The following is a 24,275-nucleotide window of genomic DNA, read 5'->3' on the forward strand; positions in this document are numbered from 1 at the left end:
CGATTGCCATTGAATCTGTTTATGCGCTTAGGTCGATAGAAGCGTGTATTTTAGTGGCTGAGGTGCATTTATTTCCGTCACAAAAATGAGCAGGCTAGGTTGCCGAGAAACGGTCTATTGAGAAAGGGGCCATTGGCATATGGCAATCAGTTTGTTACCTTGTGATTTTAGAACTTTGCCATAGGCCATTAGTCATAAATTAATGGTATTAAAATACAAGCGTATGCTGAATCTGCATGGCAAGCTTTACTCCGTGTTTCTTTCTCCCTGTCCATTCGTCCATCAGGTCTCCCGTGATAAGGCAACCCACCTTCACTCCATGTCCCCGTCTCATTTACACTCCGATGCCCGTGTAAACTTTGGAATTTGACCTGTTTTGCAGTCTTATCCCCTCTATGCTTGAAGAAGTTCGTGTCCCTCAGGTCAGCGCTTTGTTGCCGGCTTCCTTCAGATTCCACTTCACGATGGACGTCCTTGCTCTTGGCTAGTGGTTGGCCATTACAAACCCCCACAGTGGACTTCTACCATCTAGTTGGTTACCAGAAACGGCACAGAAAAGAAAAAAGCTTCCTTTTTGAGGAAACCTTTAATTGCTGATAATCAGCGGGACTTGAACCGCTACCTTGCATTGGGGCTGTTGAAAGAAAAACTTAGCTATTCCCATGAGGTGGCAGATCGTCAACTTGCCCACGTACCAAAAAGCAGTGTTGACCGTGCATATGATCGCGCTCAGTTTTTTCCTCAAAGAATAGAAATGATGCAACAGCAACGCTATGCGTACTACATTGATTCCGTGTACCTTGAGGGAATTCAAAAGATCCAATTTGAGGATCAAGGGAAGCGATCAAGTTAAGTTCGAATGGCCGAAGATCATTATTAATGCGGTGAATATTCCCGGTATTCACCGCATTTTTTGCGATATTTATATTGACGATGCGGTGAATAACTGATATATTTACCGTAAATCATGCGGTGAATAATGAATATATACCAACACAAGAAATGGCCGAAGTTCACATGGGATGTTAGCAAACTAGCTTCCTTATTGGCATCTGTACGCCACAAGCAGGGAAAACTTACTGGCCGGATGATCAGCCTAGGTTTTGACCTTCAAGAAGAGGCTATGCTGCAAACGATTACCCAAGACGTGCTTAAGACAAGTGAAATCGAGGGCGAACACCTCAATGTTGATCAGGTTCGTTCATCTGTCGCCCGAAAACTGGGTATGGATATCGGTGGATCAATTCCGGCTGATCGCCATGTGGAAGGGGTCGTTGATATGCTCTTGGATGCCACCCAGCATTACGAGAGTCCAATTAATGATGAACGTTTATTTGGTTGGCATGCGGCCATGTTTCCAGCAGGAAGAAGCGGTATGCATAAAATTACCGTTGGATCATGGCGAACACCAGAAACAGGTGCGATGCAAGTCGTTTCCGGTGCCATGGGAAAAGAGCGTGTGCATTTCGAAGCGCCACAATCAGAAATCGTTGCTCAAGAAATGGAAGCCTTTTTCAGCTGGTTCAATTCTGAAGTAGATATAGATCCCGTACTAAAAGCGGCTATTGCTCATTTGTGGTTTGTAACGGTTCACCCGTTTGATGATGGAAATGGGCGTATAGCACGAGCCGTGACAGATTTGCAGTTAGCACGATCAGATGAAAGTAAGCAACGCTTTTACAGCATGTCTGCTCAGATCCAAAAAGAAAGAAAACAGTATTACGAGATTTTGGAAAAAACTCAAAAAGGAGATCTTGATATCACTAAATGGTTGCTTTGGTTCCTATCCTGTCTTGGGCGAGCATTAGTCCAGGCAGAAGAAACTCTAAACTCTGTCCTTAATAAGGCGAATTACTGGAATTTCTTAAATACCAAATCACTCAATGAACGTCAGAAGCTGATGATGAACAAACTACTGGATGGATTTGATGGGAAGCTCACTACCTCAAAATGGGCTAAAATCACCAAGGTTTCGACAGACACTGCGCTAAGAGATATTCAAAATCTTGAAGAGCAAGGGGTACTTGTGAAACAACTAGGTGGTGGAAGAAGCACTAGCTATGAATTGGGAAGTTTAAGTTAAGAGGGGAAGCTTATTTACACAACTGTATATAGTTCTTAGTTTAGACTAGAAGGTTTTCCAGAGTTTTTTTCTTAGAACACTTGAATAGAATCCTTATCGTCCAGAATGATCCGCTTCTCAGGTTGGGTAAAGCGTATTCTTCCTTCAAGACGCCATTTCTGCAAAGTGCTTCTACCGGATATCCCCAGCTTTCGCATCGCCGCATTCGTGCTGATCCAGTTATCTTCCTGAATGCCTTGCGTCTCTTTGATCCGATTGACCACCGTTTCGCCTAGGGCATAAAAAGTCTACTCAAGTAGACAGATGACATTCAAGGTACTGGTGATTAGCTAGAAAACTATGAGAGAAATCTTTACTAAAATTTACACGATGGGTAATTAAATAAGATTCATAAACCGTACGAATGGCACAAGCTTCATTATAGGCGTCAGAAAAAATTTCTTTGTTGTACCTATGTTGTACCCATGATTTTAAAAGTAAGAGCTTCCTCGAAAGGGAAGCTCTAAATCGCTGATTATCAGCTGTACCAGGAGCGGGACTTGAACCCGCACGTCCAAACGGACACAAGATTTTAAGTCTTGCGTGTCTACCAATTCCACCATCCCGGCTTCACTGCGGTTTGAACCGAAGCTACTTGAAACAACAAAGCCCTTCTGCAAGGGCTTGATTGGAGCGAGAGACGAGATTCGAACTCGCGACCCCGACCTTGGCAAGGTCGTGCTCTACCAACTGAGCTACTCTCGCTTATATCAAAACTCAAATCTTCTTTTGAGTCATTTGTGGATGCAAAGGTAAGGTCCTCTTTGATTTTTACAATGATTCAGTGAGGAAAATTTTATAAAAAATATTCTTCTCTTCCAGTTCACTGATTTTCAATCTCCTTTAAAAATCATAGGACGCTATTATTTTGACCATTTCAGCGGTACTTCTTGCTCCCAGTTTTTTCAAAATATTCTTTCGATGGGTGGAAACTGTATTAATCGATATATTTAAAGCCTCGCTGATTTCTTTGGATCCTTGCCCCTCAAGAATCATGTTAACCACTTCTTTTTCCTTTTTAGTGAGTTTTACCTCTCGTCTACCGGGGGAGTTCTTACTAACCAATACACGGCCCCCTTCATCCTTGGTATAAGAATAGGTCCAGTCATACCCCTTAACCTTAGGAGGAGTCAACAGCTGCACAATGATGTGAAGATCCATCGCAAAATTTCCTTTCTCATCAATAAAATAGGGACGAACCTTACCCATCACCCAGATGATTTCTCGTGTCGTACGATGAACCCATCGGGTAGTGTAGGAAAACTCAAAGGTATGTCGCTCCGAAAGGCTGAGCTGATGAAAAGCTTCAAAAACCACTTTTTGAAAAAGGAAAAGCTCCTTGCGATCCTCCTCATGGATCATGGTAAAAGCAGCCTCCATTCCCTTTTTTCGAAAAACAGACTCCGGATACCCTGTTAGACTTTCAACTTCTCCGGTAAAAAATGCCAAACTCAAATTCCGATAATCAAAACAACAAATAAGCAAGCCTTCTCTCATTCCAATATTTTGGCTGAGAACTTCAAGATTATCGATTAACTTCTTTTCATTGGGATGAGCTTTAAATTCCTGTTTTGCCCAGTCACTAAAAAACTTGGTGTATTTATCCTGCTTTCGAAGATCCTTCAGTAAAACCTTATCCATTCAATTCTATACTTATTCGGCGATAATTTACAGATAAAATCCAATTTTCATCATTCAAGTTTCTTTTTGATCTCATGGAGCTTCAACAGCGCCTCAATCGGTGAAATGGCGTTGATATCGATTTGCTCGATCAACTCTTTAGCCTCGGTAAACTTTGGATCCATCTCAAACAAACTAAGTTGGTAATTGTTTTTTGGAATAGATTTGACGGACTCTTTTCCTTCCTGCATGGCTTTATCTTTTTCAAGGTGAGCCATTATTTCTGCGGCTCGGAGCACCACCGGATTGGGCATTCCAGCCATCTGTGCCACATGAATACCAAAACTATGTTCACTTCCTCCTTCTTTCAGCTTCCGCATAAAAATCACCTTGTTGCCTACCTCTTTTACTGCTACGTTGAAATTTTTAATTCGCGGAAAATCCTGCGTCAATTGATTCAGTTCATGATAATGCGTAGCAAAAAGTGTCTTTGCCTTAAAAGTGGGATGATTGTGTAAAAACTCCACAATCGACCAAGCAATTGAAATTCCATCGTATGTGGAAGTCCCGCGGCCAATCTCATCCATCAGCACCAAACTTCGATCGGAAAGATTGTTTAGAATACTTGCCGTCTCGGTCATTTCCACCATAAAAGTGGACTCTCCACGGGAAAGATTATCCGAAGCACCCACCCGCGTAAAAACCTTGTCAATAATCCCCACTCGGGCAAATGAGGCTGGTACAAAACTCCCCATCTGAGCCATCAATACGATCAGTGCAGTCTGACGCAAAAGCGCCGATTTACCAGCCATATTGGGCCCTGTGATAATCATAATCTGCTGACTATCGTGATCCAGGTAGATATCGTTGGGAATGTATTCCTCACCGGGCGGCAATTGCTTTTCAATCACTGGATGTCTGCCATCCTTGATTTCCAAACTTTCAGTATCGGAGACTTTCGGGCGGCAGTAATTATTAGACAAGGCGACTTTGGCAAAAGATAGCAAGACATCCAAGGTTCCAATAATTCGAGCATTTTGCTGAATTTCAGTAACGTATTTGGCAGCCTCTAGGACTAGCTCTTGAAAAAATTTCTGCTCCAATACAATCATTCGTTCCTCGGCATGAAGGATTTTTTCTTCGTAATCTTTCAATTCTGGGGTAATGTATCGCTCTGCATTCACCAAAGTCTGCTTTCTGATCCAATCCTGAGGCACTTTGTCTTTGTGCGCATGCGTGACTTCAAGGTAGTACCCAAATACTTTGTTAAATGCGATTTTTAGCGAAGAAATCCCGGTTTTTTGAACTTCTCGCTGCTGAATTTGCACCAAAAAATCTTTTCCCGAATTGGCCAAACCGCGGTATTCATCCAACTCAGCATCTACTCCGTCTTGGATAACGCCTCCCTGATGAACCAGCATCGGAGCATCTTCCTGCAACTCTTTTTCAATTTTTTCAAGCAGCTGCTCACAGGGATTTATTTGATCCGCTAGCTGTTTTAGCGTTGGGTTCTCCTGCTTTTTGAGCAATTCTTTGATAGGCAAAACAGATTTCAATGCCCGACGAATTTGATTCATTTCCCGAGGATTGGCCCGGCCGACGACGACTTTAGAAATCAGTCGCTCCAAATCGCCGATATGTCTAAGTTGGGCAATTATTTCCTCAATCAAGTCTTGATTTTCATAGAAAAACGCTACCACACGGAGCCGCTCCTCGATTTGTGATTTCACTTTTAGGGGCAAAACCATCCACTTTTTCATCATCCGCGATCCCATCGGTGTAACCGTCTGATCCAAAATCTGAATCAATGGAACCCCTCCCTCATGCTGAGCAAATACCAATTCGAGATTTCGAATCGTAAACTTGTCCAACCAAACGTATTTCTCCTCCGCAATTCGTGAAATTCCAGAAATATGCTGAACTTCCCGATGCTCAGTTTCCTCTAAATAATGCAAAATGGCTCCTGCAGCGGTGATCCCCAATTCCAACTCCTCAATCCCAAAACCTTTGAGGTTTGCGGTTTTGAAATGATTTTTCAACTTTTCGTAAGCAAAATCAAACTGATACACCCAATCCTCACAGGGAAAGGTGTTGAAGTCATTTTTGATCAGTTCTGCAGCAGTTTTTTTGGCTGCTTTGGAAAAAATAAGTTCGGCTGGCGCAAAACTCTGCAGCAGTTTTTCCAGGTAAGAGGCATTTCCCTCGGCGCACATGTATTCCCCAGTAGACACATCCAAAAAAGCGATCCCATGGTTTTCCTTCCCGAAATGAATGGAAGCCAAATAATTGTTTTTTCGGGTATCCAGTACCTGATCATTGTAGGATAAGCCCGGCGTAACCAGTTCGGTAACGCCCCGCTTCACGATTCCTTTCACTGATTTGGGATCTTCGAGTTGGTCACATATGGCCACCCGATTTCCCGCCCGAACTAATTTTGGCAAATAAGTATCCAAGGAATGATGGGGAAAACCCGCCAATTCAATATGCGAAGCCGCTCCATTGGCACGCTTGGTGAGTACGATGTCTAGCACCTTTGAAGCTTTGATCGCATCCTCTCCAAAAGTCTCATAAAAATCCCCCACGCGAAACAGCAGTAAAGCTCCAGGATGCTTTGCTTTAATCGCATTGTACTGCTTCATCAGTGGAGTTTCTTTTCCATCTTTGGACTTACTCATAGGTCGGATATATTTCTGTTAAATTTGGGGCTGTGAATAAAGTCTGAAAATAACCCATAAGCAAGGTAGATCAAAAAAGGATGAAGAAATTAAGCATGGACGAGCTTGAAAGGCTCTCAATTGAGGAATTCAAATCAGAACAAAAATCGCCAATTGTATTGGTTTTGGACAACGTCCGAAGTCTCAATAATGTGGGCTCAGCATTTCGCACAGCAGATGCCTTTCGGATCGAGAAAATATACCTTTGCGGGATCACCGGCACACCTCCACATCGGGATATTCAAAAAACCGCACTCGGCGCAACCGAGTCGGTTGATTGGGAATATTGCTTAAATACCATAGAAGCTGTTCAAAAACTCAAATCCGAAAATTACCAACTCTGTGCTTTGGAGCAAGTAGATCAATCCATTATGCTCCATGATTTTACACCGAGCAAGAATAAAAAGTTTGCTTTAATTTTTGGAAATGAAGTTTTTGGGGTGGAGCAAGCTGTTTTGCAAGAATGCGACCAAGTGCTTGAAATCCCTCAACTTGGGACAAAGCACTCGCTCAACATCTCTGTTTCCCTGGGAATTGCCGTCTGGGATTTGATGGTCAAACTTGAGCAATTCTAATCCAATTTATTCCTTGAGAAATCGATAGCGAATCCCAAAAGAACCTCGGAAGAGTAGCCCGTCATTGAATCCAATAATTGGAGCAGCTTCCATGTGAAAACCAAAGTCTTTTTTGGCAAAGGGATAATAATTGATTCCCAAAGGAACGACTACTCCATCCAGTAAATTGACACGAGCTCCCAATCCTAAATAGATCTGCTTGTCTTCATCAGACTTGACCATGTAGTTTCCTACCAGTTCCAAACTCAAATTCTCCACAAAATTATCGGTTCCAACCCGAAGTTCGGGAATCCAACGCTCTCCCAACTGCCTATTGACGCCAATAAAGGGCAAATTACTTTGGTGAAATGAAACAGTTGTCTGGGCAAAACCCGCCAACGAAATCAAACCTAAAACAGCGAGAAGTAATCCTTTTTTCATAGAATAAAATAAAATTGTTTAAAATAGATTAAAAGCCTAATTCACTTAACTTCAGGTGGGTTTTGATCATATTGCTGCTGGCTTTAGCAACAATTTTCCCAGATTTTTTAGTGATTACGGATTCCCAATGATTTAGGTTGCTTCCAGATCGTATTAATTTTGCCGAAACTTCCAATTCGTCTCCAATCTGGGCTGAAGACAAAAAATCAACCGAAAGATTGATACTAGTCATCAGATACTCTGATCCCGATACAAAATTGGCCATGCCAATTACATCATCCATCATCAGCGAAGCCACCCCTCCATGAAGGATTTTAGCAGGATTACACATTTCCGGCCTAACAAGGTATTCGACTTTGATACCTCCAATTTCTATCTCCACCAATTTTCCTGCTAGCCAATTTCCCGCTGCAGATGGGGTTTTATCTAAGGTTTTCCCGAGTAGTGATTTGAAAAAATCTAATTGGTTTGTTGACATTTGATTGTTTATTCATCCTGAAGTAACCTAAAATAATCCTCTAAAGTGGATTTCAGTGCCTCTTTTTCGGATTTAGATTGCCAAAGCGGTATTTTTTGATTTTTGATAACTAGTTCCAATTCTTCTCCATTTTCAATCCAAGGTTTCAAGGCTTCCACCTGCCGGAGATGATCAAATTTATTTCCATCAACCAGAGTCAGGATCGAAGAATCTTCGCCTGATTTTTGAATGGAAAAAGGAAAATCCAACTTAACTGGCTTCAAGTACAGGTAAGCTTCTCCTTGGTTGGGATTAAGAATAATCATCAAATGCAGGTCAGCTTCCTTCCTTTCATCCTGAAAACCTCCGTGCCGAAATAAAGTCATTCCGGCGTCGGATCGTACTTCCCGCTCATAATTAATAGCCTTGAGGTTCAGAAAAAACAGTCGAGCCGAATCGCTGATGCGAAAAGTCAAATCTTCACCCGAATTTGATGCTCGATGTGTATCGAAAAAAGATAAAATTAAGACCAATACCACAGACGCCAATCCGAAAATCTTTAAAATTTTAAGTAATTCCGGAGTAAGAATAGAATCTTTTGCAGCCATACTTAGGTTCTTTGCTCTTTGAGGAGCTTTTCTCGTTCCTCTAAAAGCAAACGCCAGGCCGATTGGATATGTTTTTCTTCCACATCAGTTTGACCGATTACCCAGCGAATAACAAATTTACCCTCGAGTTTGGTATGTGAAAAAAACACTTTTCCGGTGGAATTAACACGATTCATCCAATTTTCATTGAGTTGATTTTGCTTTTCCTCAGGATGATTTTCCAAGTTCATGCGAAAACAAATGGTATTGAAGTTAACTGGAGCCAAAATTTCCAATCCCAATTCGTTTTCTATCCAATTTTTCGCCTTTTGTGTCAAGTCTAAATGATTCCTAAGTTTTTCACGGATTCCTTCCAATCCGTAAGTCCGAATTACGAACCAAAGCTTTAGCGCCCGAAATCTCCGACCCAGTTGAATTCCCCAATCCCGATAATTATTAACCTGATCATCGAGTTGAGTTTTAAGGTATTCGGGAGTTAGGGAAAAAGTATTGACCAGATACTGGGGTTCTCGAATGAAAAACACGGTACAATCAAAATTGGTAAACATCCATTTATGTGGATTGAATACGTAGGAATCAGCACGCTGATGTCCTTTGATTAGATGCTGAAATTCAGGCAAAAGCAAAGCTGTGCCAGCAAATGCAGCATCAATATGATGCCAAAGACCATATTTTTGAGTGATTTGGGTGATTTCCTCAATTGGATCTACCGCAGTAGAGCTCGTGGTGCCCAAGGCAGAAACGACACAGAGGGGAATAAATCCTGCTTCTTGATCAGCTAAAATAGCACGATCAAGTTCGGAGGGAATCATAGCAAAATTTTCGTCAACCGAAATTCGAACCAAATTTTGAATACCAATCCCGGCTATTTTCACCGCCTTGTCGATCGAGGAGTGGACATGAGAAGAAGAATAAACCCGAAAAACCTGTCCTCCTGAAAATCCCTGTTCGTTGATTTGAAACTGGGTAATCCGCTCACGAGCGGTCAAAATCGCACTTAAAGTTGCTGTACTTGCCGTATCATGAATGACTCCTTTCCAAGAGGAATCGATTCCCTTTGCATCGCGAAGCCAATCACAGACGCGCTCCTCAAGCTCAGTGGCAGCCGGAGAGGTTAGCCAGGACATGCACTGTGCCCCTAAGGTAGACATGAGCATTTCAGCTAAAATCGATGGTTCCGAATTATTGGCTGGGAAATAGGCAAAAAAGGAGGGGTGTTGCCAATGCGTCATTCCCGGTAAAATAATTTTTTGAAAATCCTCCAAAATCTGATCGAAGGATTCCGGTTTTTCTGGAGCAGATTTTGGAAGGTGATTAAAGATTTCCTTGGGTTTTACTCCCGGAGTGACTGGATAATTTTCCTTTTCCTCCAAGTAATCGGCCATCCAATCCACCAAGCGATGGGCTTGTTTTCGAAATTCCTCTTTTGTCATGTTATCTTACGTAGGAGCCCGCATTCATATCAATGGATGTACCCGTGGCATGATCGGCCAATCCCGAACAGAGTAAAGCTACCATTGGGGCTATGTCCTCAGGTGTGGTTAATTGATTAAGCGCAATATCATTGAGTGCAAAGTCTTCTCCGTATTCAGCTAATATTTGCTCAGCCATATCTGTTCGTGTGAATCCCGGTGCGATCAAAAAGGCTTTGATTCCCTGCTTTCCGTAATGCCTGGCGATGGAGCGCGTCAAGCTGACCAAGGCCCCCTTTGAAGCAGCATAAGCCAAATAATCAGTCGTATCGCCACGAAAAGCCGCCCGAGAGGAAATCGTCACAATTCTCCCTTGATTATGGGTTTTTGCCTGATCAACAAATTCTTTGCAGAGAATTCCCACAGCAGTGGCATTTACGGCCATGGTTTTTTCCCAAATTTTCAACCAATCGGAAGTGGAAAGCGAATCTGGAGCGGCAGGTGAAATTCCAGCATTATTTACCAATCCCGTTAAAGGACCATATTGTTGTGTCAATTTGGGGATAAAGCCGACGACCTCTTGAGCTAAAGCAAGGTCACATGACTCAATAAAAGCCGGGTTTTTTAATTGACCCAAAAGCGTTTCTGCCTCATAGCGGTTAGAATTGTAGTGAATAATCACCTCAGCTCCAGAATCAGATAGCTGTCGGGCGATGGCTCTGCCTATTCCACGTGATGCTCCAGTAACTAAAATCCGCTGATTTTTTAGAGAAATTTGCATAAGAAAATGAGCTTACTGAGTCAACCAGTTGTTCCGAAGGGCCAAGTGCTGAATATGCGCCAAATGATGAATTCCATGCCAACTATATAAATGGGTAACTTCAGAAAGTGTGGGCGAGTTATTGTTTTCAGGATGATAGTAGGTCCGATCAAAGTCTTTAGCACTCATATTTTCCAAAAGGAAGGTCCATTTAAAATGAGTGCATTTCACGATTTCCAAACTGGGTAGAATTTGAAGCTGACTATCTGGCAAACTCGCCCAAGCTGCTTCATTATACGGTTTGATTTGGGGATTTTCTTCTGTGAGTGCAAGTTTAAATCTGATGTAGGCATTCATATGACTGTCTGCCAAATGATGAACTACCTGTCTGACAGTCCATCCTCCGGGTCGGTAGGGGGTATCCAATTTTGAATCGTCCAAAGCAATGACCGCTTCTTCAAGTAAATTGGGTAGGGTCTGAATCGTCTCTATGGCTTCCTTGAGCGTCTCATCGGTGGGATGGGTGGGAAGCTTAAATTTTCCGATGGGGTATTTTAGAAATTCGATATCTGTCATAATTCTATTCGATTCGCTAACAACGACGATGATGATCAAATCTACGTTTTTTGCTCCATAAGCCAAAAGGATATTTCCCCCAGTGTAAAGCCTCATTTTCGTCGAATCTTACCCATTTACTCAAAGAATATGTTTTTTCCAAATAGAATTCTTAGCCTAAATATCAAATTTTTATGAGCTAGAAATCAATTGATCCAATGGGAATAATTGAATTAAAACAAAGCATATAGTCAACCGCTAAATTCAGATTTTGGTTGGGGCCTTTACTAATTTGTCCAATTAAAATCACAGGCCAGTAGCTTCCTTTTCATTTCATAAAACAGATCCGGTTTTCATTTTTGCCCAAAGCCTGCCTACGCAGAGATGAACTAAAACGATTACCGTACACGATTCCCAGGTCTGGTCAAATTCTACCCTTGAGCAACAGGCAACTTTCTGAGTTTGATTTAAAATAAAGCTCATCGTCTTTGGGCTGGAAATAATGACGGGTAACGGGAAAAATTCCATGGCAGACCGTACAGAGCGAATCCTCAAAATCCAAAAGCGCAGCTTGACCAAGGCGACGTTCGACAGGAAAGATTAAATCCAAAAAATCTTTCAGCAAAAGTAAACGCATAGCCTAAATTATCTGTTATTCAATCTGCTGGTTTTTAAGCAGTATATTTGCACCAACTATTTCCTAAACAATTATATTGATGAATTCAATTGCCAAGTTCAACGATTACAGAACCAAGATGAATGAAAAAATCATGGCTGCTGACAATAAGGTCATTAAGCGTTTTTTCAACCTAGACACCAACGCTTATGCTGAGGGTGAATTGGATGTTAAAAGCAAGGAAATGATTGGCTTAGCTTGCTCCATGGTTTTGCGCTGTGATGATTGCATTAAGTATCACTTAGGCAAATGCTACGAAGTGGGTTTGACTAGCAAAGAAATTTATGAAGTATTTTCCATCGCCACTTTGATCGGAGGATCAATTGTCATTCCACATCTAAGAAGAGCTGCAGAATACTGGGAAGAGCTTGAAAATCAATAGGCCATCATGTTTAAAAGAGATCTGGAGCTAGAGAAGCGATGGGGCCGATTATTGGAAGGTCTGGAAGAAACCATTGGAAAAAAACCAAAGGATCTAAATGGCGTATTGTTTCTTATTGGGGTACAGGAACTTGGAAAAGGAATCAAGACATTTTCCAAAGAACAAAAACAAGATTTAATGCATATTGCCATTTGCAAAGTATTGAGCTTGGCAGGATTCTATGAGTTGGAATACATTGATCAAGAGGGATGGCCCCATTGGAAACTCATTGATGAGCTTCCTCACTTTGATATTCTGGAACAGGAGAAATTATTAAAAATCCAAATCTTAGAATATTTTGAAAAAGAATACCAAATAGAGATAAATTAATTCATGAAAATCATTTCATATAATGTCAATGGAATCCGGGCAGCCATCAACAAAGGTTTTGTAGATTGGCTTCAAAAAGAAAGCCCTGATATCATTGGTATTCAAGAACTTAAAGCAGATATTTCACAAATAGATCGTACCTTATTTGAAGACTTAGGTTATGAATTACATTGGTTTCCAGCGGTGAAAAAAGGTTACTCAGGAGTGGCAATCTTCACCAAAATCAAACCAAAATCCATCAAAGTAGGGATGGGCCTTTCCAAATATGACGACGAAGGCCGACTTATTCAAGCTGATTTTGATGGGTTTTCTTTTTTATCTGCCTATTTTCCATCCGGTACCACGGGGGATATCAGACAGGATTTCAAATATGAATTTTTGGATGATATGTATGGGTACATGCAAGATTTGAGAAAAACAAATCCCCATTTAATCCTAAGCGGAGATTACAATATTTGCCACAAACCAATCGATATTCATAATCCGGTATCCAATAAAAATTCTTCTGGATTTTTACCCGAAGAACGAGCGTGGATGGACAAGTTTACTGAATCAGGATTTATCGATACGTTTCGACATTTTAATCCAGAGCTTCCACACCAATATTCTTGGTGGAGCTATCGTGCCAATGCCCGGACAAAAAATCTCGGCTGGAGAATCGATTATCACATGGCTACATCAACCATGAAGGATAAATTAAAAAGTGCTTTAATTTTGCCTGATGTGATTCATTCGGATCATTGCCCCATCGTTTTAGATATCCATGAATAAAGACAAATGCATCTGACCCATAGATAATAATACTAATGAATTCTATAAAAATTTCTATTCCTTCCTTGATCGAGAATATAAAAATCATTGAAAGCTTCATCGACAATGCACGTGAGAAGTTTGAGATCAATGATGACATCTATGGGAATATTATGATTTCTGTAACAGAATGCATCAGCAACGCCATTATTCACGGAAATAAAAATGATAAGGAAAAACTGGTGCATTTGGAATTAAGGGCCGAAAAAGACCAATTACAATTTGTCATCGAGGATGAAGGATCAGGCTTTGATTTGGAGCGCTTACCGGATCCAACGGCTCCAGAAAACATATCCAACCCTGGAGGAAGAGGAATTTTCCTGATCAAACATTTGACTGACGAAGTCAAATTTGAAAACGATGGAAAAAAAACCATCCTGTCATTTTACATGGATTAATCATGGCCATTCTTTTCTTTGTCGAAGATTGCAAGTTTGATCTCAGCAAAAAGCTCAAACGTAAAAAATGGCTGAATACCATTGCCGAAGCGGAAGGATTTAAAATAAAAGAGTTGAATTTTATCTTTTGCTCCGATGAATACCTTTACCAGATCAACGTCAACTATCTCCAACACGATACCTATACGGATATCATCACCTTCGACAATTCGGAAAAAGAAAACGAAATAGAAGGAGACATATTCATCAGCATAGATCGGGTTCAAGAAAATGCTGCTCAATTTAACATTTCGGAAGAAGAGGAATTAAACCGCGTATTGAGTCACGGATTATTTCACCTTCTGGGATATCAGGATAAGAAAAAAACTGATGCTAAAATCATGCGAAGCAAAGAGCAATTAGCAATAAATTTATTTGAACAACTGTAATGTTCCACGTGGAACAGCAAATCAAGCATTCTTGATTCAAGCAAAGTTTCACGTGGAACATCTAAAAAAAATAATCATGTTTCCAAAATATGATGTCATTGTAGTAGGAGCAGGACATGCAGGTTGTGAAGCCGCCCACGCAGCAGCGAAAATGGGTTCATCGGTTTTACTATGCACAATGAATATGAATACCATTGCGCAGATGTCTTGTAATCCAGCCATGGGTGGCGTAGCCAAAGGCCAAATCGTACGAGAAATCGATGCCCTAGGAGGGATGTCTGGAATTATTTCTGATAAATCCATGATTCAATTCAGAATGCTCAATCGATCCAAAGGACCGGCAATGTGGTCTCCACGCTCCCAGAACGATCGAATGCGGTTTGCTGAGGAATGGCGTTTGGCTCTAGAAGAAACACCTAAAGTCGATTTTTGGCAAGAAATGATTACCGGACTTCTCATTAAAGACAAGCGGGTGATGGGAGTCAAGACAGGAATTGGGATAGAAATAGCAGCAGAAACAGTTGTGCTAACCAATGGAACCTTTCTAAATGGAATCATACACATAGGTGAAAAACAATTCGGAGGTGGGAGAACAGGAGAATCAGCATCCAAAGGAATTACCGAAGAATTGGTTTCAGCAGGATTTGAAGCAGGACGAATGAAAACGGGTACTCCACCACGGGTTGATGGAAGAAGTTTGGATTATTCAAAAATGGAAATCCAATACGGAGATGAGAACCCGGAGAAATTCAGCTATTCAGAGAAAACAAAGCCATTAACCGAACAACGGACCTGTTGGATTACCTATACCAATAAAGAAGTTCATGAGACATTAGAAACTGGATTCGACCGATCACCTATGTTTAATGGACGAATTCAAGGTCTAGGGCCTCGTTATTGTCCTTCAATCGAAGATAAAATCAATCGATTTGCAGAACGGGAACGTCATCAAATTTTTGTTGAACCCGAAGGATGGAATACAGTCGAGATTTATGTTAATGGTTTCTCTACTTCGCTACCAGAAGATGTACAATATAAAGCCATCCGAAAGATCGCAGGTTTTGAAAACGCAAAAATGTTTAGGCCGGGCTATGCTATTGAATACGATTATTTTCCACCAACCCAACTCAAACCAACCTTAGAAACCCAACTGGTGGAGAACTTGTATTTCGCAGGTCAAATCAACGGAACCACTGGATACGAAGAAGCCGCATCGCAGGGTTTAGTGGCAGGCATCAATGCTAGCTTGAAAGTACAGGAGAAAGAACCCTTTCTGCTGAAACGTTCTGATGCATACATCGGTGTTTTAATTGATGATTTAATCAATAAAGGTACCGAAGAACCTTACCGAATGTTTACATCCCGAGCGGAGTTTAGACTGCTTCTTCGTCAAGATAATGCCGATATCCGATTAACCGAATTAGGTTATCAAATAGGATTAGCAGATGAAAAAAGACTACAAAACGTACGCTACAAAAAAGAACAAACCGCACGTTTAATCAATGATTTAAAACAGAAAAAACTAGAACCTGACCAAATCAATAAAGGATTGGAAAAAATTCAAACCGCTCCAATCAAGGAAAAAATCACGATAGAAAAACTTTTGAAAAGACCACAAATAACTCTGGAAGTGATCAAGACTTTGGATGTTGAACTTGGCAACTATTTGGATCAGTACCAAGCAGACCAATTAGAGCAAGCTGAAATCCAAATAAAATACGAGAGCTACATCGAAAAAGAACAACAGATGGTGGAGAAATTATCCAATATGGAAAATTATAAAATCCCACAGCGATTTGATTATTTGGCTATACCGGCCTTATCTGCCGAAGGAAAACAAAAGCTTCATAAAATCCGCCCTGAGACATTAGGACAGGCATCGAGAATAAGTGGAGTCTCACCTGCAGACTTATCCATTTTAACCGTTTATTTAGGAAGGTAAAATGTTAGAAAGACTAAATAAATGCCCACTTTGCAAAAGTGGGCATTTTCTTAATGATCGAGAAATTACTGACCACGCCGTGAGTAAGGAAAATTTTATCATTTGCAAGTGTACCCAATGTCAGTTACTTTTTACCAATCCACGACCGACACAGGAAGAAATTGAACCCTATTATGAATTCCCAGAATACTATTCGCACCAAAACTCAACCACTACCTTTACTGAAAAAATATATAATCGTGTACGAAAAATCAATATTCATAAAAAAATAAAACTTATTGAATCTTTGGTACCTAAAGGAAGCATCCTGGATTACGGTTGCGGAACAGGATCACTTCTATTCGCATTTAAAACTCGAGGATGGGTTGTAGAAGGTATTGAGCCCAATAAATCTGCCAGGAAATTGGCTTCAAAAACTACTGGACAAAAAATTAATAAATCCCTTGATCCAAAACACTACAACTCAACCTTTGATATTATTACATTATTTCATGTACTCGAACATATTCACGAATTACGAAAAGGGATCAAAGGAATAAAAAAGTCTCTCAAAAAAAACGGATACCTTCTTTTAGCTGTACCCAATCATCAAAGCTATGAAGCAAAAAAATACAAGGACTTTTGGGCTGGATGGGACGTGCCCAGACATCTTTATCATTTTTCACAAACTTCCATGCAGAATTTAGCAGAGGAATTCGGCTTTACCATCGTAGAGACCAAACCCATGATTTTTGACAGTTATTATGTTTCCTTACTGTCTGAAAAGTATCAAAAACCAAACGGAAACTTGGCTTCCCATTATTTAAAGGCCTTGACCACTGGTTGGAAATCGAACCAGGGGGCAAAAGAAACCCAGGAATATTCTAGTCTATTATACCTTTTAAAGAAGAAGTGAAATACTTATTTAAAATATTGATATTCAGTTGTTTAATTCTATTTTGGAGTTGTGCAAAACAAAGCGCACCTACTGGAGGGCCACGGGATGAAGATCCGCCAAAACTTCTATCCATGAACCCGGAAGATCAAAGCCTAAATACAAAACCTGAAGTAATCACCCTGGAATTTGATGAATTTGTCAAATTGGACAATCCAAATAAAAATATCATCATCACTCCCAGAATCAATAAAGACGAATTGTTGGTTGAAGCTTTAAAGAATCAAGTTACTCTTGAACTTAACCAAGAATTAGAAGAGAACACGACGTATGTGTTTAATTTTCAAAAGTCCATACAAGACCTATCGGAAGGAAATCCTGCTGAAAACCTTAAATTGGTTTTTTCCACAGGCGATCAAATAGATAGTTTATCATTATCAGGGAGAGTAAATACCTACTTTCCAACCGGACGAGATGACTTTGAAGACATCTTGATTGGACTCTATCCGATAGGTGACACCACAGACTTATTTAGCGGACCCCCTTATTACATTTCACAATCTGATAGCCTAGGAAACTATAGTATAAACAACATCAAGCAGGGAGATTACAAGGCCTTCGTATGGAAAGATCAAAACAATAGCTTAAAAGCAGAATTCAAATCAGAAAAATACGATTTTTTACCAGATACCATTTCCATCGAAAAAAATCTAACTGATTTAATCTTTAATTTATCAGCATCAGATCTTACTGAATTCAGACTTCAGCGATCTTCATCGAGCACCGAGAGTTATGATTTGATTTTTAATAAAAACCCATTGGAAATCGAATTGACACATGAACAACTCGGTAAAAGCTTATTTTACACCACCGAAGACAAAAAAATTAAATTATATTCCACAGAAACTATTTCGGACAGCACCGCTGTAAAACTCCAACTGGCAGACTCAATTGGCTTTACAATAGACACAACCATTTGGGCGAAATTCCCGGAATCTGATCGGAAACCGGAAGAATTAACGTTTAGCGCCAATTCAGGAAAATCATTTCTAGAACGCTTAAAAGCAGAATTAACCTTCAATAAACCCCTCCGACAAATCAATTACGATTCACTGTACATTCCCCTTGACAGTGCCAAAAGAATTCAAATACAACCGGAAATGGTATCTTTCAAGGATTCTTTACGTCGAGATATTCTGCTGTTTGACATTCCAATTGCCGATACTTTGGAACTACAAATCTTTCCATTAACGCTAGCAGATTCCACATTTCAAGATTTCGAAGGTCAATTTAATGCAGAACCCCTTGTAGCTAATTACCGAAAAATAGACCCTGAAACACTCGCAGATCAGATTTCAGGGCGAATAAACTCACAAAATACACCTTTCATTGTTCGACTTAGGAATTCAAAGGAGGAAATCTACCGAGAAATCTATTTAGAAAATGAATCAGACTTTTCCTTTGAACGAATTGAAGCAGGCACCTATACGATTCAAGTAATTGAAGATAAAAATGGAAATCAAAGATGGGATCCATCAAATTATTACCAAAATAAACTTGCTGAAAAAGTCTACTATTATCAAAATCCAGAGAATCAAACCAAAGAAATCATCTTAAAAAGTGGCTGGACTACCGAAGATTTAATCATCGAACCTACACAATCCACAGGATTGGCAGAAAAAAAACCTGTGGATAAGCAAGAAATACAAGTGGATAAATAAAGGGAACATTGTTTACAAAAATGACTTATCCCCAGAGTCCATCAAACCTACTAAGGGTTTTTGGATCTATGGGGAAAAGTGCCAAGATCTACACATACACAAACAAACTAATCCACAGCAAACTTTCACACCAAGATAATAACTCCCTTAATCCACAAAAAAACCTCAATTCCATTAAATACCTCATAATCAATAGTAAAAATGTGAATAACATATGGATAAGCCGTAGATAAGGAAATAAAAAGGACCACTAACTTGTGGATCAAAACAAAATTGACTTTTATCCACATATTCACAGCCTTAATAACCTTAATAGTTTTTTTTAATTAAATAAAATAGTAAAGATATAGGGGTGTTGATGGTGTGAATAAGCCTTTGTCATTCAGTTTAATTTTTGACTATATTAGATGCAGTCAACTCAAAAAACTTGAAATGAATATCGATCGTCTTTTTGATTTAATTCCGTATCAGCTGAGCAAGTTTGATAAATCGGTTGCCCTTTCAAGAAAGGAAGCTGGAACATGGAAAAATTATTCCAGTCGTCAGTTCAAAGAAGTGGTAGACAATATGAGTTTGGCTTTCCTTGGGCAAGGAATTTTGGCTGGTGAAAAAATTGCCATTATTTCTGAAAACCGTCCAGAATGGAATTTCGTCGATTTGGCGCTTCAGCAAATTGGTGCGATTTCCGTTCCGATGTATCCGACAATTACCAGTGATGATTATGCCTATATTTTTGAACATGCTGAAGTCAAACTAATTTTTGTAGGTGATCGCATCATTTATGACAAAGCAGCCGATGTGGCAGGAGATCGAAAAATTTACAGTTTTGACCAACTCGAAGGAGTGGAGCATTGGACTTCACTTATGGAGGAGGGATTGACTGGGGATTTGGCGAATCTTGAAGCTGCCAAGGAAAGGGTAAAACCAAGCGATTTATTCACCATTATTTATACCTCGGGAACTACCGGACGGCCAAAAGGGGTCATGCTCAGTCATCACAATGTGCTCTCCAATGTCCTTTCTGTTTCCCATATCATGAGTCCTCCAGAAGGGGAATCAAAAGTATTGAGCTTTTTACCGCTTTGCCATATTTATGAGCGCACAGCTTCCTTTTGTTTTATGTATTTGGGTTATACGGTGTATTATGCAGAGAATTTGGAAACTATCGGCGACAACTTAAAAGAAGTACAGCCACATGTTTTCAATACCGTTCCCAGACTTTTGGAAAAAGTTTATGATAAAATAGTGGCAAAAGGCTATGAATTAACTGGAGTGAAGAAACAGCTATTTTTTTGGGCACTTAAGTTAGGATTGACCTATGATCCGGCTCAGGATATGGGTGCTTGGTACAATTTTCAACTTAGGCTGGCAAATAAACTTGTTTTTTCGAAATGGAGAGAGGCTCTTGGCGGAAATATCATGCAGATCAACTCCGGAGCTTCCGCTTTACAGCCTAGATTGGCTCGGGTATTTTGGGCAGCAGGAATTAAAGTTTGCGAAGGCTATGGATTAACTGAAACCTCTCCAGTGGTCACCGCTTCCATGAGCAACCAGGAGGAAATCCGCATTGGTTGGGTAGGAAAAATTGTCAAAGATGTCCAAGTTAAAATTGCAGAGGATGGTGAGATTCTTGTCAAAGGACCCAATGTGATGCTGGGATATTATAAACAGCCCGACATGACCTCTGAGGTACTTAAAAATGGCTGGTTTCATACCGGAGATATTGGTGAACTAGATGGCCATTTCCTCCGAATTACCGATCGGAAAAAGGAGATGTTTAAAACTTCCGGTGGAAAATACATTGCACCGCAGGCCATGGAGAATAAATTCAAGGAATCACCTTTGATTGAGCAATTAATTGTAGTCGGAGAGGGTAAAAGTTATCCATCCGCTTTGATTGTTCCCAGTTTTGAGGTGCTCCGCGAATACTGTAAGCGTAAAGATATCCCCTACACAAGCGATGAAGAGATGATAAAGCGACCGGATATTCTGGAAAAGTATCAGCAAGAAGTTGATTCCCTGAATAAATATTTTGGAAAATGGGAACAAATCAAACGATTTAAATTACTCGATCAAGCATGGGGTATCGAAACCGGAGAGTTAACCCCCACCATGAAATTGAAGCGGAAGGTTATTCATCAAAAATACGCCCGAACGATTGAAGAAATTTATACTGCTTAATCGCTTTGATTTGAATCAAAAAGTAGCTTTACCTCATTTACTTCCACCCGTCATTTTTTTCAAAACAAAATTCGGATAATAGCTTTTTACCTTTATTTTATTTTTTATATTCTTCATTAGATCTAATTTTTAGAATAATATTCTATTTATTAACTATTAACCAATAATAATTTGTGATGCATGCCTAATTAATTTTTGAAAATAGTATGCATGCCTACCATATTTTTTGTACCTTATTTCTCGAAATTTTACGAGTAGATCAATGAAACGAGAAGAGACGGTAGATTATCATATCAAGAGTGCCTGGCATGCAATTTCGCGCATGTACAATCAACACGCAGCTCAGGAAGGCTTCACGACAGCCATCGGTTTTGTATTAATTAACATCAATTCCAAAGAAGGAACACCTGCGACCAAAATCGCACCCATGATTGGATTGGAGACACGAAGCCTGACTCGAATGTTGAAGACTATGGAGGAAAAAGGATTAATCTTTAAAAAACCGGATCCACAGGACCGGCGGTCAGTTCGAATTTTCCTCACTGAGGAAGGAAAGCAAAAAAAGGAAGTCTCTGTCCGTACAATTAAAGAATTCAACGAACAAATCAGAGAGGTCATTGATGAGCAAGACTTGAATACGTTTTTTGCGGTATTTGAAAAAGTTCAAATGGTCATTGATCAATTTAGCGGAGCCGAAGCCAATAAGCCGATTTTCGAATTATAAAAAAATGCTCTGCGTAGACTGAAACCTACTAAAAACCCAAAAAAATGAATAAAACCATTAAAAAAGTAGCCGTATTAGGTTCAGGAGTAATGGGATCCCGAATAGCCTGTCATTTTGCCAATATAGGCGTACAGGTCCTTTTGCTGGATATTGTCCCATTCGAACTGACGGATGAAGAACAAAAAAAAGGATTGACCAAAGAAGATCCGATGGTAAGAAACCGCTTGGTTTCTCAAGCTCTGCAAAGCACCCTAAAATCCAATCCTTCTGCGATCTATGATAAAGCTTTGGCAGCTCGGATCAGCATCGGAAATTTTGAGGATGATTTGTCCAAAATCAAAGAAGTTGACTGGATTATTGAAGTGATAGTTGAGCGACTTGACCTAAAGCAACAACTTTTTGAAAAGGTAGAAAAATACCGGAAGCCCGGTACGCTGATTACCTCCAACACTTCGGGAATTCCCATGCACATGATGTGTGAAGGACGAAGCGAGGATTTTCAGCAAAATTTTGCCGGTACCCACTTTTTCAATCCTCCCAGATATTTGAGACTGTTGGAAATTATACCTGGACCTAAGACTAATCCTGAAATCATTGATTTTTTAATGGATTATGGTGATCGTTTTTTGGGAAAGGAAACAGTCCTATGTAAAGATACCCCAGCCTTTATTGCCAACCGGATTGGGGTTTATGCAATTATTTCAGGCATGCATACCATTGAAAAAATGGGTTTGGGCGTGTCTGAAGTAGATAAATTGACTGGGACGGTAATTGGTCGAGCAAAATCGGCCACTTTCCGAACGATGGATGTCGTTGGTCTGGATACAACGGTTAATGTGGCTAATAATTTATACCAAGCCCTTCCCGAAGATGAGTCGAGAGAAAAATTCAAACTGCCCAAAATTGTCCAGGTTCTTTATGAAAATAAATGGTTTGGGGACAAGACAGGTCAGGGATATTTCAAAATGATTCGACACCAAGATGGACGAAAAGAGCTAAAGGAAATTGATTTCAATTCCTTTGAATACAAGGATGTTGAAAAGCCTAAATTCAAAGCGATGGAATCCGCTAAGGATATTGAGGATCTGAAAAAGCGAATCAAGCATTTAGTCAATTTTGATGATCGAGCCGGTGAGTTTTATCGGGCTACTTTTTACGATTTATTCCGCTATTGTTCATTTCGAATTCCGGAGATTTCAGATGAACTCTATCGGATCGACCAGGCTGTCTGTGCAGGATTTGGATGGGACTATGGACCCTTTGAAAACTGGGATATTCTCGGAGTGAGAGAGACAGTTAAAAACATGATAGCAGCAGGTGAAAAGCCTGCCGATTGGGTCTCTGAAATGCTCGATGCTGGAAATGATTCCTTTTATACCATACAAAATGGTAAAAAACTGTATTACGACATGACCAGTAAGTCCTATAAGGAAATTCCCGGCATGGATGAATTTATCATTTTGGATACCTTAAAAGCCGCTGGAAAGAAAATTTGGGGAAATCTCGGATCTACCGTTTACGATATAGGTGATGATGTGATAGGATTGGAGTTTCACACTAAAATGAATTCCATGGGTCAAGAAGTGATCGAAGGAATAAACACCGCTATTGGAATGGCTGAAAAATCCCACAAAGGATTGGTGATCGGAAATGAAGGGGCAAATTTTTCTGCAGGTGCCAATTTATCAATGCTGTTCATGTTTGCTGGAGACCAGGATTTTGATGAGATCAATCTGATGATTGCCCAATTTCAAAATACAATGATGAGAGCTCGATATTCATCCATTCCTGTGGTCGTCGCTCCCCACAATATGGCTTTGGGTGGGGGCTGTGAGCTTTCACTTCATGCCGATCATATTCAGGCACATGCAGAATTGTATATGGGTTTAGTAGAAGTCGGTGTGGGACTGATTCCTGCAGGAGGCGGTACCAAAGAAATGATTCGTCGATTTGCCAATTCGGTCGTGGAAGGAGATGTGGAGCTCAATCAGTTGCAAGAATATTTTATGAATATCGCCCTAGCGAAAGTTTCCACCTCTGCTTTAGAGGCCCGAAATCTCGGTTATCTCAGAGCGCAGGACGGAATCACTTTAAATCGAAAACGTCAATTGGCTGAAGCGAAAGCCAAAGTACTCGATCTTTCTGCTGCGGGCTATTCCCAGCCTATTCAACAAACAAATATCAAAGTACTCGGCAAAACCTCACTTGCTCTTTTCGAAGCAGGAATTACCGGAATGAGATATGGTGCTTACATCTCTGAGCATGATGCTAAAATCGCCCGGAAGCTCGCTTGGGTAATGTCTGGAGGAGATTTGTCTTCTCCCACAGAAGTGAGTGAGCAGTATCTCCTTGACTTAGAACGAGAAGCCTTCTTAAGCTTAACGGGTGAGAAAAAGACACTGGAACGAATTCACAGCATTTTGTTTAAAGGCAAACCGCTGAGAAACTAGTCAGAATAAATAAGAATCCAGAAACAAGAACTGCGAAAAAAGGAGAGTAATCTAAATTCTTACAACCAGTCTCTTGG

At 40.3% G+C, this 24,275-nt stretch carries 25 protein-coding genes and 2 tRNA genes; 14 read left to right on the forward strand and 13 right to left on the reverse strand.

Features of this window, described 5'->3' with window-relative positions; genetic code table 11:
- Nucleotides 1–208: 208 nt before the first annotated feature.
- Entirely contained in the window at nt 209–334 is a 126-nt protein-coding gene (locus Q0L00_RS08225) for a hypothetical protein (RefSeq protein WP_297336400.1), read from the reverse strand.
- Between the two features lie 240 nt (nt 335–574).
- Between Q0L00_RS08225 and Q0L00_RS08230 the strand changes: the two genes are divergently transcribed.
- Entirely contained in the window at nt 575–853 is a 279-nt protein-coding gene (locus Q0L00_RS08230) for a hypothetical protein (protein WP_297336401.1), read from the forward strand.
- A gap of 126 nt (nt 854–979) precedes the next feature.
- Nucleotides 980–2,083 (forward strand): Fic family protein, encoded by a 1,104-nt coding sequence (locus Q0L00_RS08235; protein ID WP_297336402.1) that lies wholly within the window; start codon nt 980–982, stop codon nt 2,081–2,083.
- Between the two features lie 71 nt (nt 2,084–2,154).
- Here the strand turns inward: Q0L00_RS08235 and Q0L00_RS08240 are convergent, their stop codons facing one another.
- From Q0L00_RS08240 to mutS, 5 genes are all read right to left on the reverse strand, one after another.
- Entirely contained in the window at nt 2,155–2,346 is a 192-nt protein-coding gene (locus Q0L00_RS08240) for a DNA-binding protein (RefSeq protein WP_297336403.1), read from the reverse strand.
- A gap of 261 nt (nt 2,347–2,607) precedes the next feature.
- Nucleotides 2,608–2,691, reverse strand: a tRNA-Leu gene (locus tag Q0L00_RS08245).
- Between the two features lie 60 nt (nt 2,692–2,751).
- Nucleotides 2,752–2,827 (reverse strand) — tRNA-Gly (locus Q0L00_RS08250).
- Nucleotides 2,828–2,965: 138 nt separating this feature from the next.
- Nucleotides 2,966–3,763, reverse strand: coding sequence for a helix-turn-helix transcriptional regulator (locus Q0L00_RS08255; protein ID WP_297336404.1), 798 nt, complete (start codon nt 3,761–3,763; stop codon nt 2,966–2,968).
- 50 nt (nt 3,764–3,813) lie between these two features.
- Nucleotides 3,814–6,417: a DNA mismatch repair protein MutS gene (gene mutS, locus Q0L00_RS08260; RefSeq protein ID WP_297336405.1), complete on the reverse strand. Its 2,604-nt coding sequence runs from the start codon at nt 6,415–6,417 to the stop codon at nt 3,814–3,816.
- Nucleotides 6,418–6,497: 80 nt separating this feature from the next.
- Between mutS and Q0L00_RS08265 the strand changes: the two genes are divergently transcribed.
- Entirely contained in the window at nt 6,498–7,031 is a 534-nt protein-coding gene (locus Q0L00_RS08265) for an RNA methyltransferase (RefSeq protein WP_297336406.1), read from the forward strand.
- Nucleotides 7,032–7,037: 6 nt separating this feature from the next.
- Here Q0L00_RS08265 and Q0L00_RS08270 read toward each other — a convergent pair whose 3' ends face one another.
- The 7 genes from Q0L00_RS08270 to Q0L00_RS08300 form a co-directional block, all read right to left on the reverse strand.
- On the reverse strand, nt 7,038–7,451 hold the full coding sequence (locus tag Q0L00_RS08270; protein WP_297336407.1) for a hypothetical protein: 414 nt from the start codon (nt 7,449–7,451) through the stop codon (nt 7,038–7,040).
- A 28-nt stretch (nt 7,452–7,479) separates the two neighbouring features.
- The gene (locus tag Q0L00_RS08275) at nt 7,480–7,929 is read right to left on the reverse strand and encodes a PaaI family thioesterase (RefSeq protein ID WP_297336408.1); all 450 of its coding nucleotides are present in this window, start codon (nt 7,927–7,929) and stop codon (nt 7,480–7,482) included.
- A gap of 8 nt (nt 7,930–7,937) precedes the next feature.
- Nucleotides 7,938–8,516, reverse strand: a complete 579-nt coding sequence (locus Q0L00_RS08280; protein ID WP_297336409.1) for a hypothetical protein — start codon at nt 8,514–8,516, stop codon at nt 7,938–7,940.
- A gap of 2 nt (nt 8,517–8,518) precedes the next feature.
- Nucleotides 8,519–9,949, reverse strand: coding sequence for a pyridoxal-dependent decarboxylase (locus tag Q0L00_RS08285; RefSeq protein WP_297336410.1), 1,431 nt, complete (start codon nt 9,947–9,949; stop codon nt 8,519–8,521).
- 1 nt (nt 9,950) lies between these two features.
- Nucleotides 9,951–10,709 carry an SDR family oxidoreductase gene (locus tag Q0L00_RS08290; protein ID WP_297336411.1) on the reverse strand — a complete coding sequence of 253 codons (759 nt, stop codon included), beginning with the start codon at nt 10,707–10,709 and terminating at the stop codon, nt 9,951–9,953.
- 12 nt (nt 10,710–10,721) lie between these two features.
- Nucleotides 10,722–11,360 (reverse strand): YfiT family bacillithiol transferase, encoded by a 639-nt coding sequence (locus Q0L00_RS08295; protein WP_363318528.1) that lies wholly within the window; start codon nt 11,358–11,360, stop codon nt 10,722–10,724.
- A gap of 307 nt (nt 11,361–11,667) precedes the next feature.
- Complete coding sequence (locus Q0L00_RS08300; RefSeq protein ID WP_297336412.1) at nt 11,668–11,880, reverse strand: hypothetical protein; 213 nt, start codon at nt 11,878–11,880, stop codon at nt 11,668–11,670.
- Between the two features lie 79 nt (nt 11,881–11,959).
- On the opposite strand from Q0L00_RS08300, the gene Q0L00_RS08305 reads away from it, so the two are divergent.
- The 11 genes from Q0L00_RS08305 (at nt 11,960) to Q0L00_RS08355 (ending at nt 24,198) form a co-directional block, all read left to right on the forward strand.
- A complete protein-coding gene (locus Q0L00_RS08305; protein ID WP_297336413.1) occupies nt 11,960–12,301 on the forward strand; it encodes a carboxymuconolactone decarboxylase family protein in 342 nt (113 codons plus the stop codon).
- A gap of 6 nt (nt 12,302–12,307) precedes the next feature.
- A complete protein-coding gene (locus Q0L00_RS08310) occupies nt 12,308–12,670 on the forward strand; it encodes a hypothetical protein (RefSeq protein ID WP_297336414.1) in 363 nt (120 codons plus the stop codon).
- 3 nt (nt 12,671–12,673) lie between these two features.
- Nucleotides 12,674–13,441 carry an exodeoxyribonuclease III gene (locus Q0L00_RS08315; protein WP_297336415.1) on the forward strand — a complete coding sequence of 256 codons (768 nt, stop codon included), beginning with the start codon at nt 12,674–12,676 and terminating at the stop codon, nt 13,439–13,441.
- A gap of 35 nt (nt 13,442–13,476) precedes the next feature.
- On the forward strand, nt 13,477–13,878 hold the full coding sequence (locus Q0L00_RS08320; RefSeq protein ID WP_297336416.1) for an ATP-binding protein: 402 nt from the start codon (nt 13,477–13,479) through the stop codon (nt 13,876–13,878).
- Between the two features lie 2 nt (nt 13,879–13,880).
- Nucleotides 13,881–14,306 carry an rRNA maturation RNase YbeY gene (ybeY, locus tag Q0L00_RS08325; protein ID WP_297336417.1) on the forward strand — a complete coding sequence of 142 codons (426 nt, stop codon included), beginning with the start codon at nt 13,881–13,883 and terminating at the stop codon, nt 14,304–14,306.
- Between the two features lie 76 nt (nt 14,307–14,382).
- The gene (gene mnmG / locus Q0L00_RS08330) at nt 14,383–16,248 is read left to right on the forward strand and encodes a tRNA uridine-5-carboxymethylaminomethyl(34) synthesis enzyme MnmG (protein WP_297336418.1); all 1,866 of its coding nucleotides are present in this window, start codon (nt 14,383–14,385) and stop codon (nt 16,246–16,248) included.
- Nucleotide 16,249: 1 nt separating this feature from the next.
- Complete coding sequence (locus Q0L00_RS08335) at nt 16,250–17,143, forward strand: class I SAM-dependent methyltransferase (RefSeq protein ID WP_297336419.1); 894 nt, start codon at nt 16,250–16,252, stop codon at nt 17,141–17,143.
- Nucleotides 17,140–18,843: an Ig-like domain-containing domain gene (locus Q0L00_RS08340; protein WP_297336420.1), complete on the forward strand. Its 1,704-nt coding sequence runs from the start codon at nt 17,140–17,142 to the stop codon at nt 18,841–18,843. The genes Q0L00_RS08335 and Q0L00_RS08340 overlap by 4 nt, the downstream gene beginning before the upstream one ends.
- A 432-nt stretch (nt 18,844–19,275) precedes the next feature.
- Entirely contained in the window at nt 19,276–21,024 is a 1,749-nt protein-coding gene (locus Q0L00_RS08345; protein WP_297336421.1) for a long-chain fatty acid--CoA ligase, read from the forward strand.
- A gap of 262 nt (nt 21,025–21,286) precedes the next feature.
- On the forward strand, nt 21,287–21,748 hold the full coding sequence (locus tag Q0L00_RS08350) for a MarR family transcriptional regulator (protein ID WP_297336422.1): 462 nt from the start codon (nt 21,287–21,289) through the stop codon (nt 21,746–21,748).
- A 44-nt stretch (nt 21,749–21,792) separates the two neighbouring features.
- The gene (locus tag Q0L00_RS08355; protein WP_297336423.1) at nt 21,793–24,198 is read left to right on the forward strand and encodes a 3-hydroxyacyl-CoA dehydrogenase NAD-binding domain-containing protein; all 2,406 of its coding nucleotides are present in this window, start codon (nt 21,793–21,795) and stop codon (nt 24,196–24,198) included.
- The last annotated feature ends 77 nt before the right edge of the window (nt 24,199–24,275 follow it).

It is taken from the genome of Algoriphagus sp., assembly GCF_024305035.1.
Lineage (GTDB): Bacteria > Bacteroidota > Bacteroidia > Cytophagales > Cyclobacteriaceae > Algoriphagus.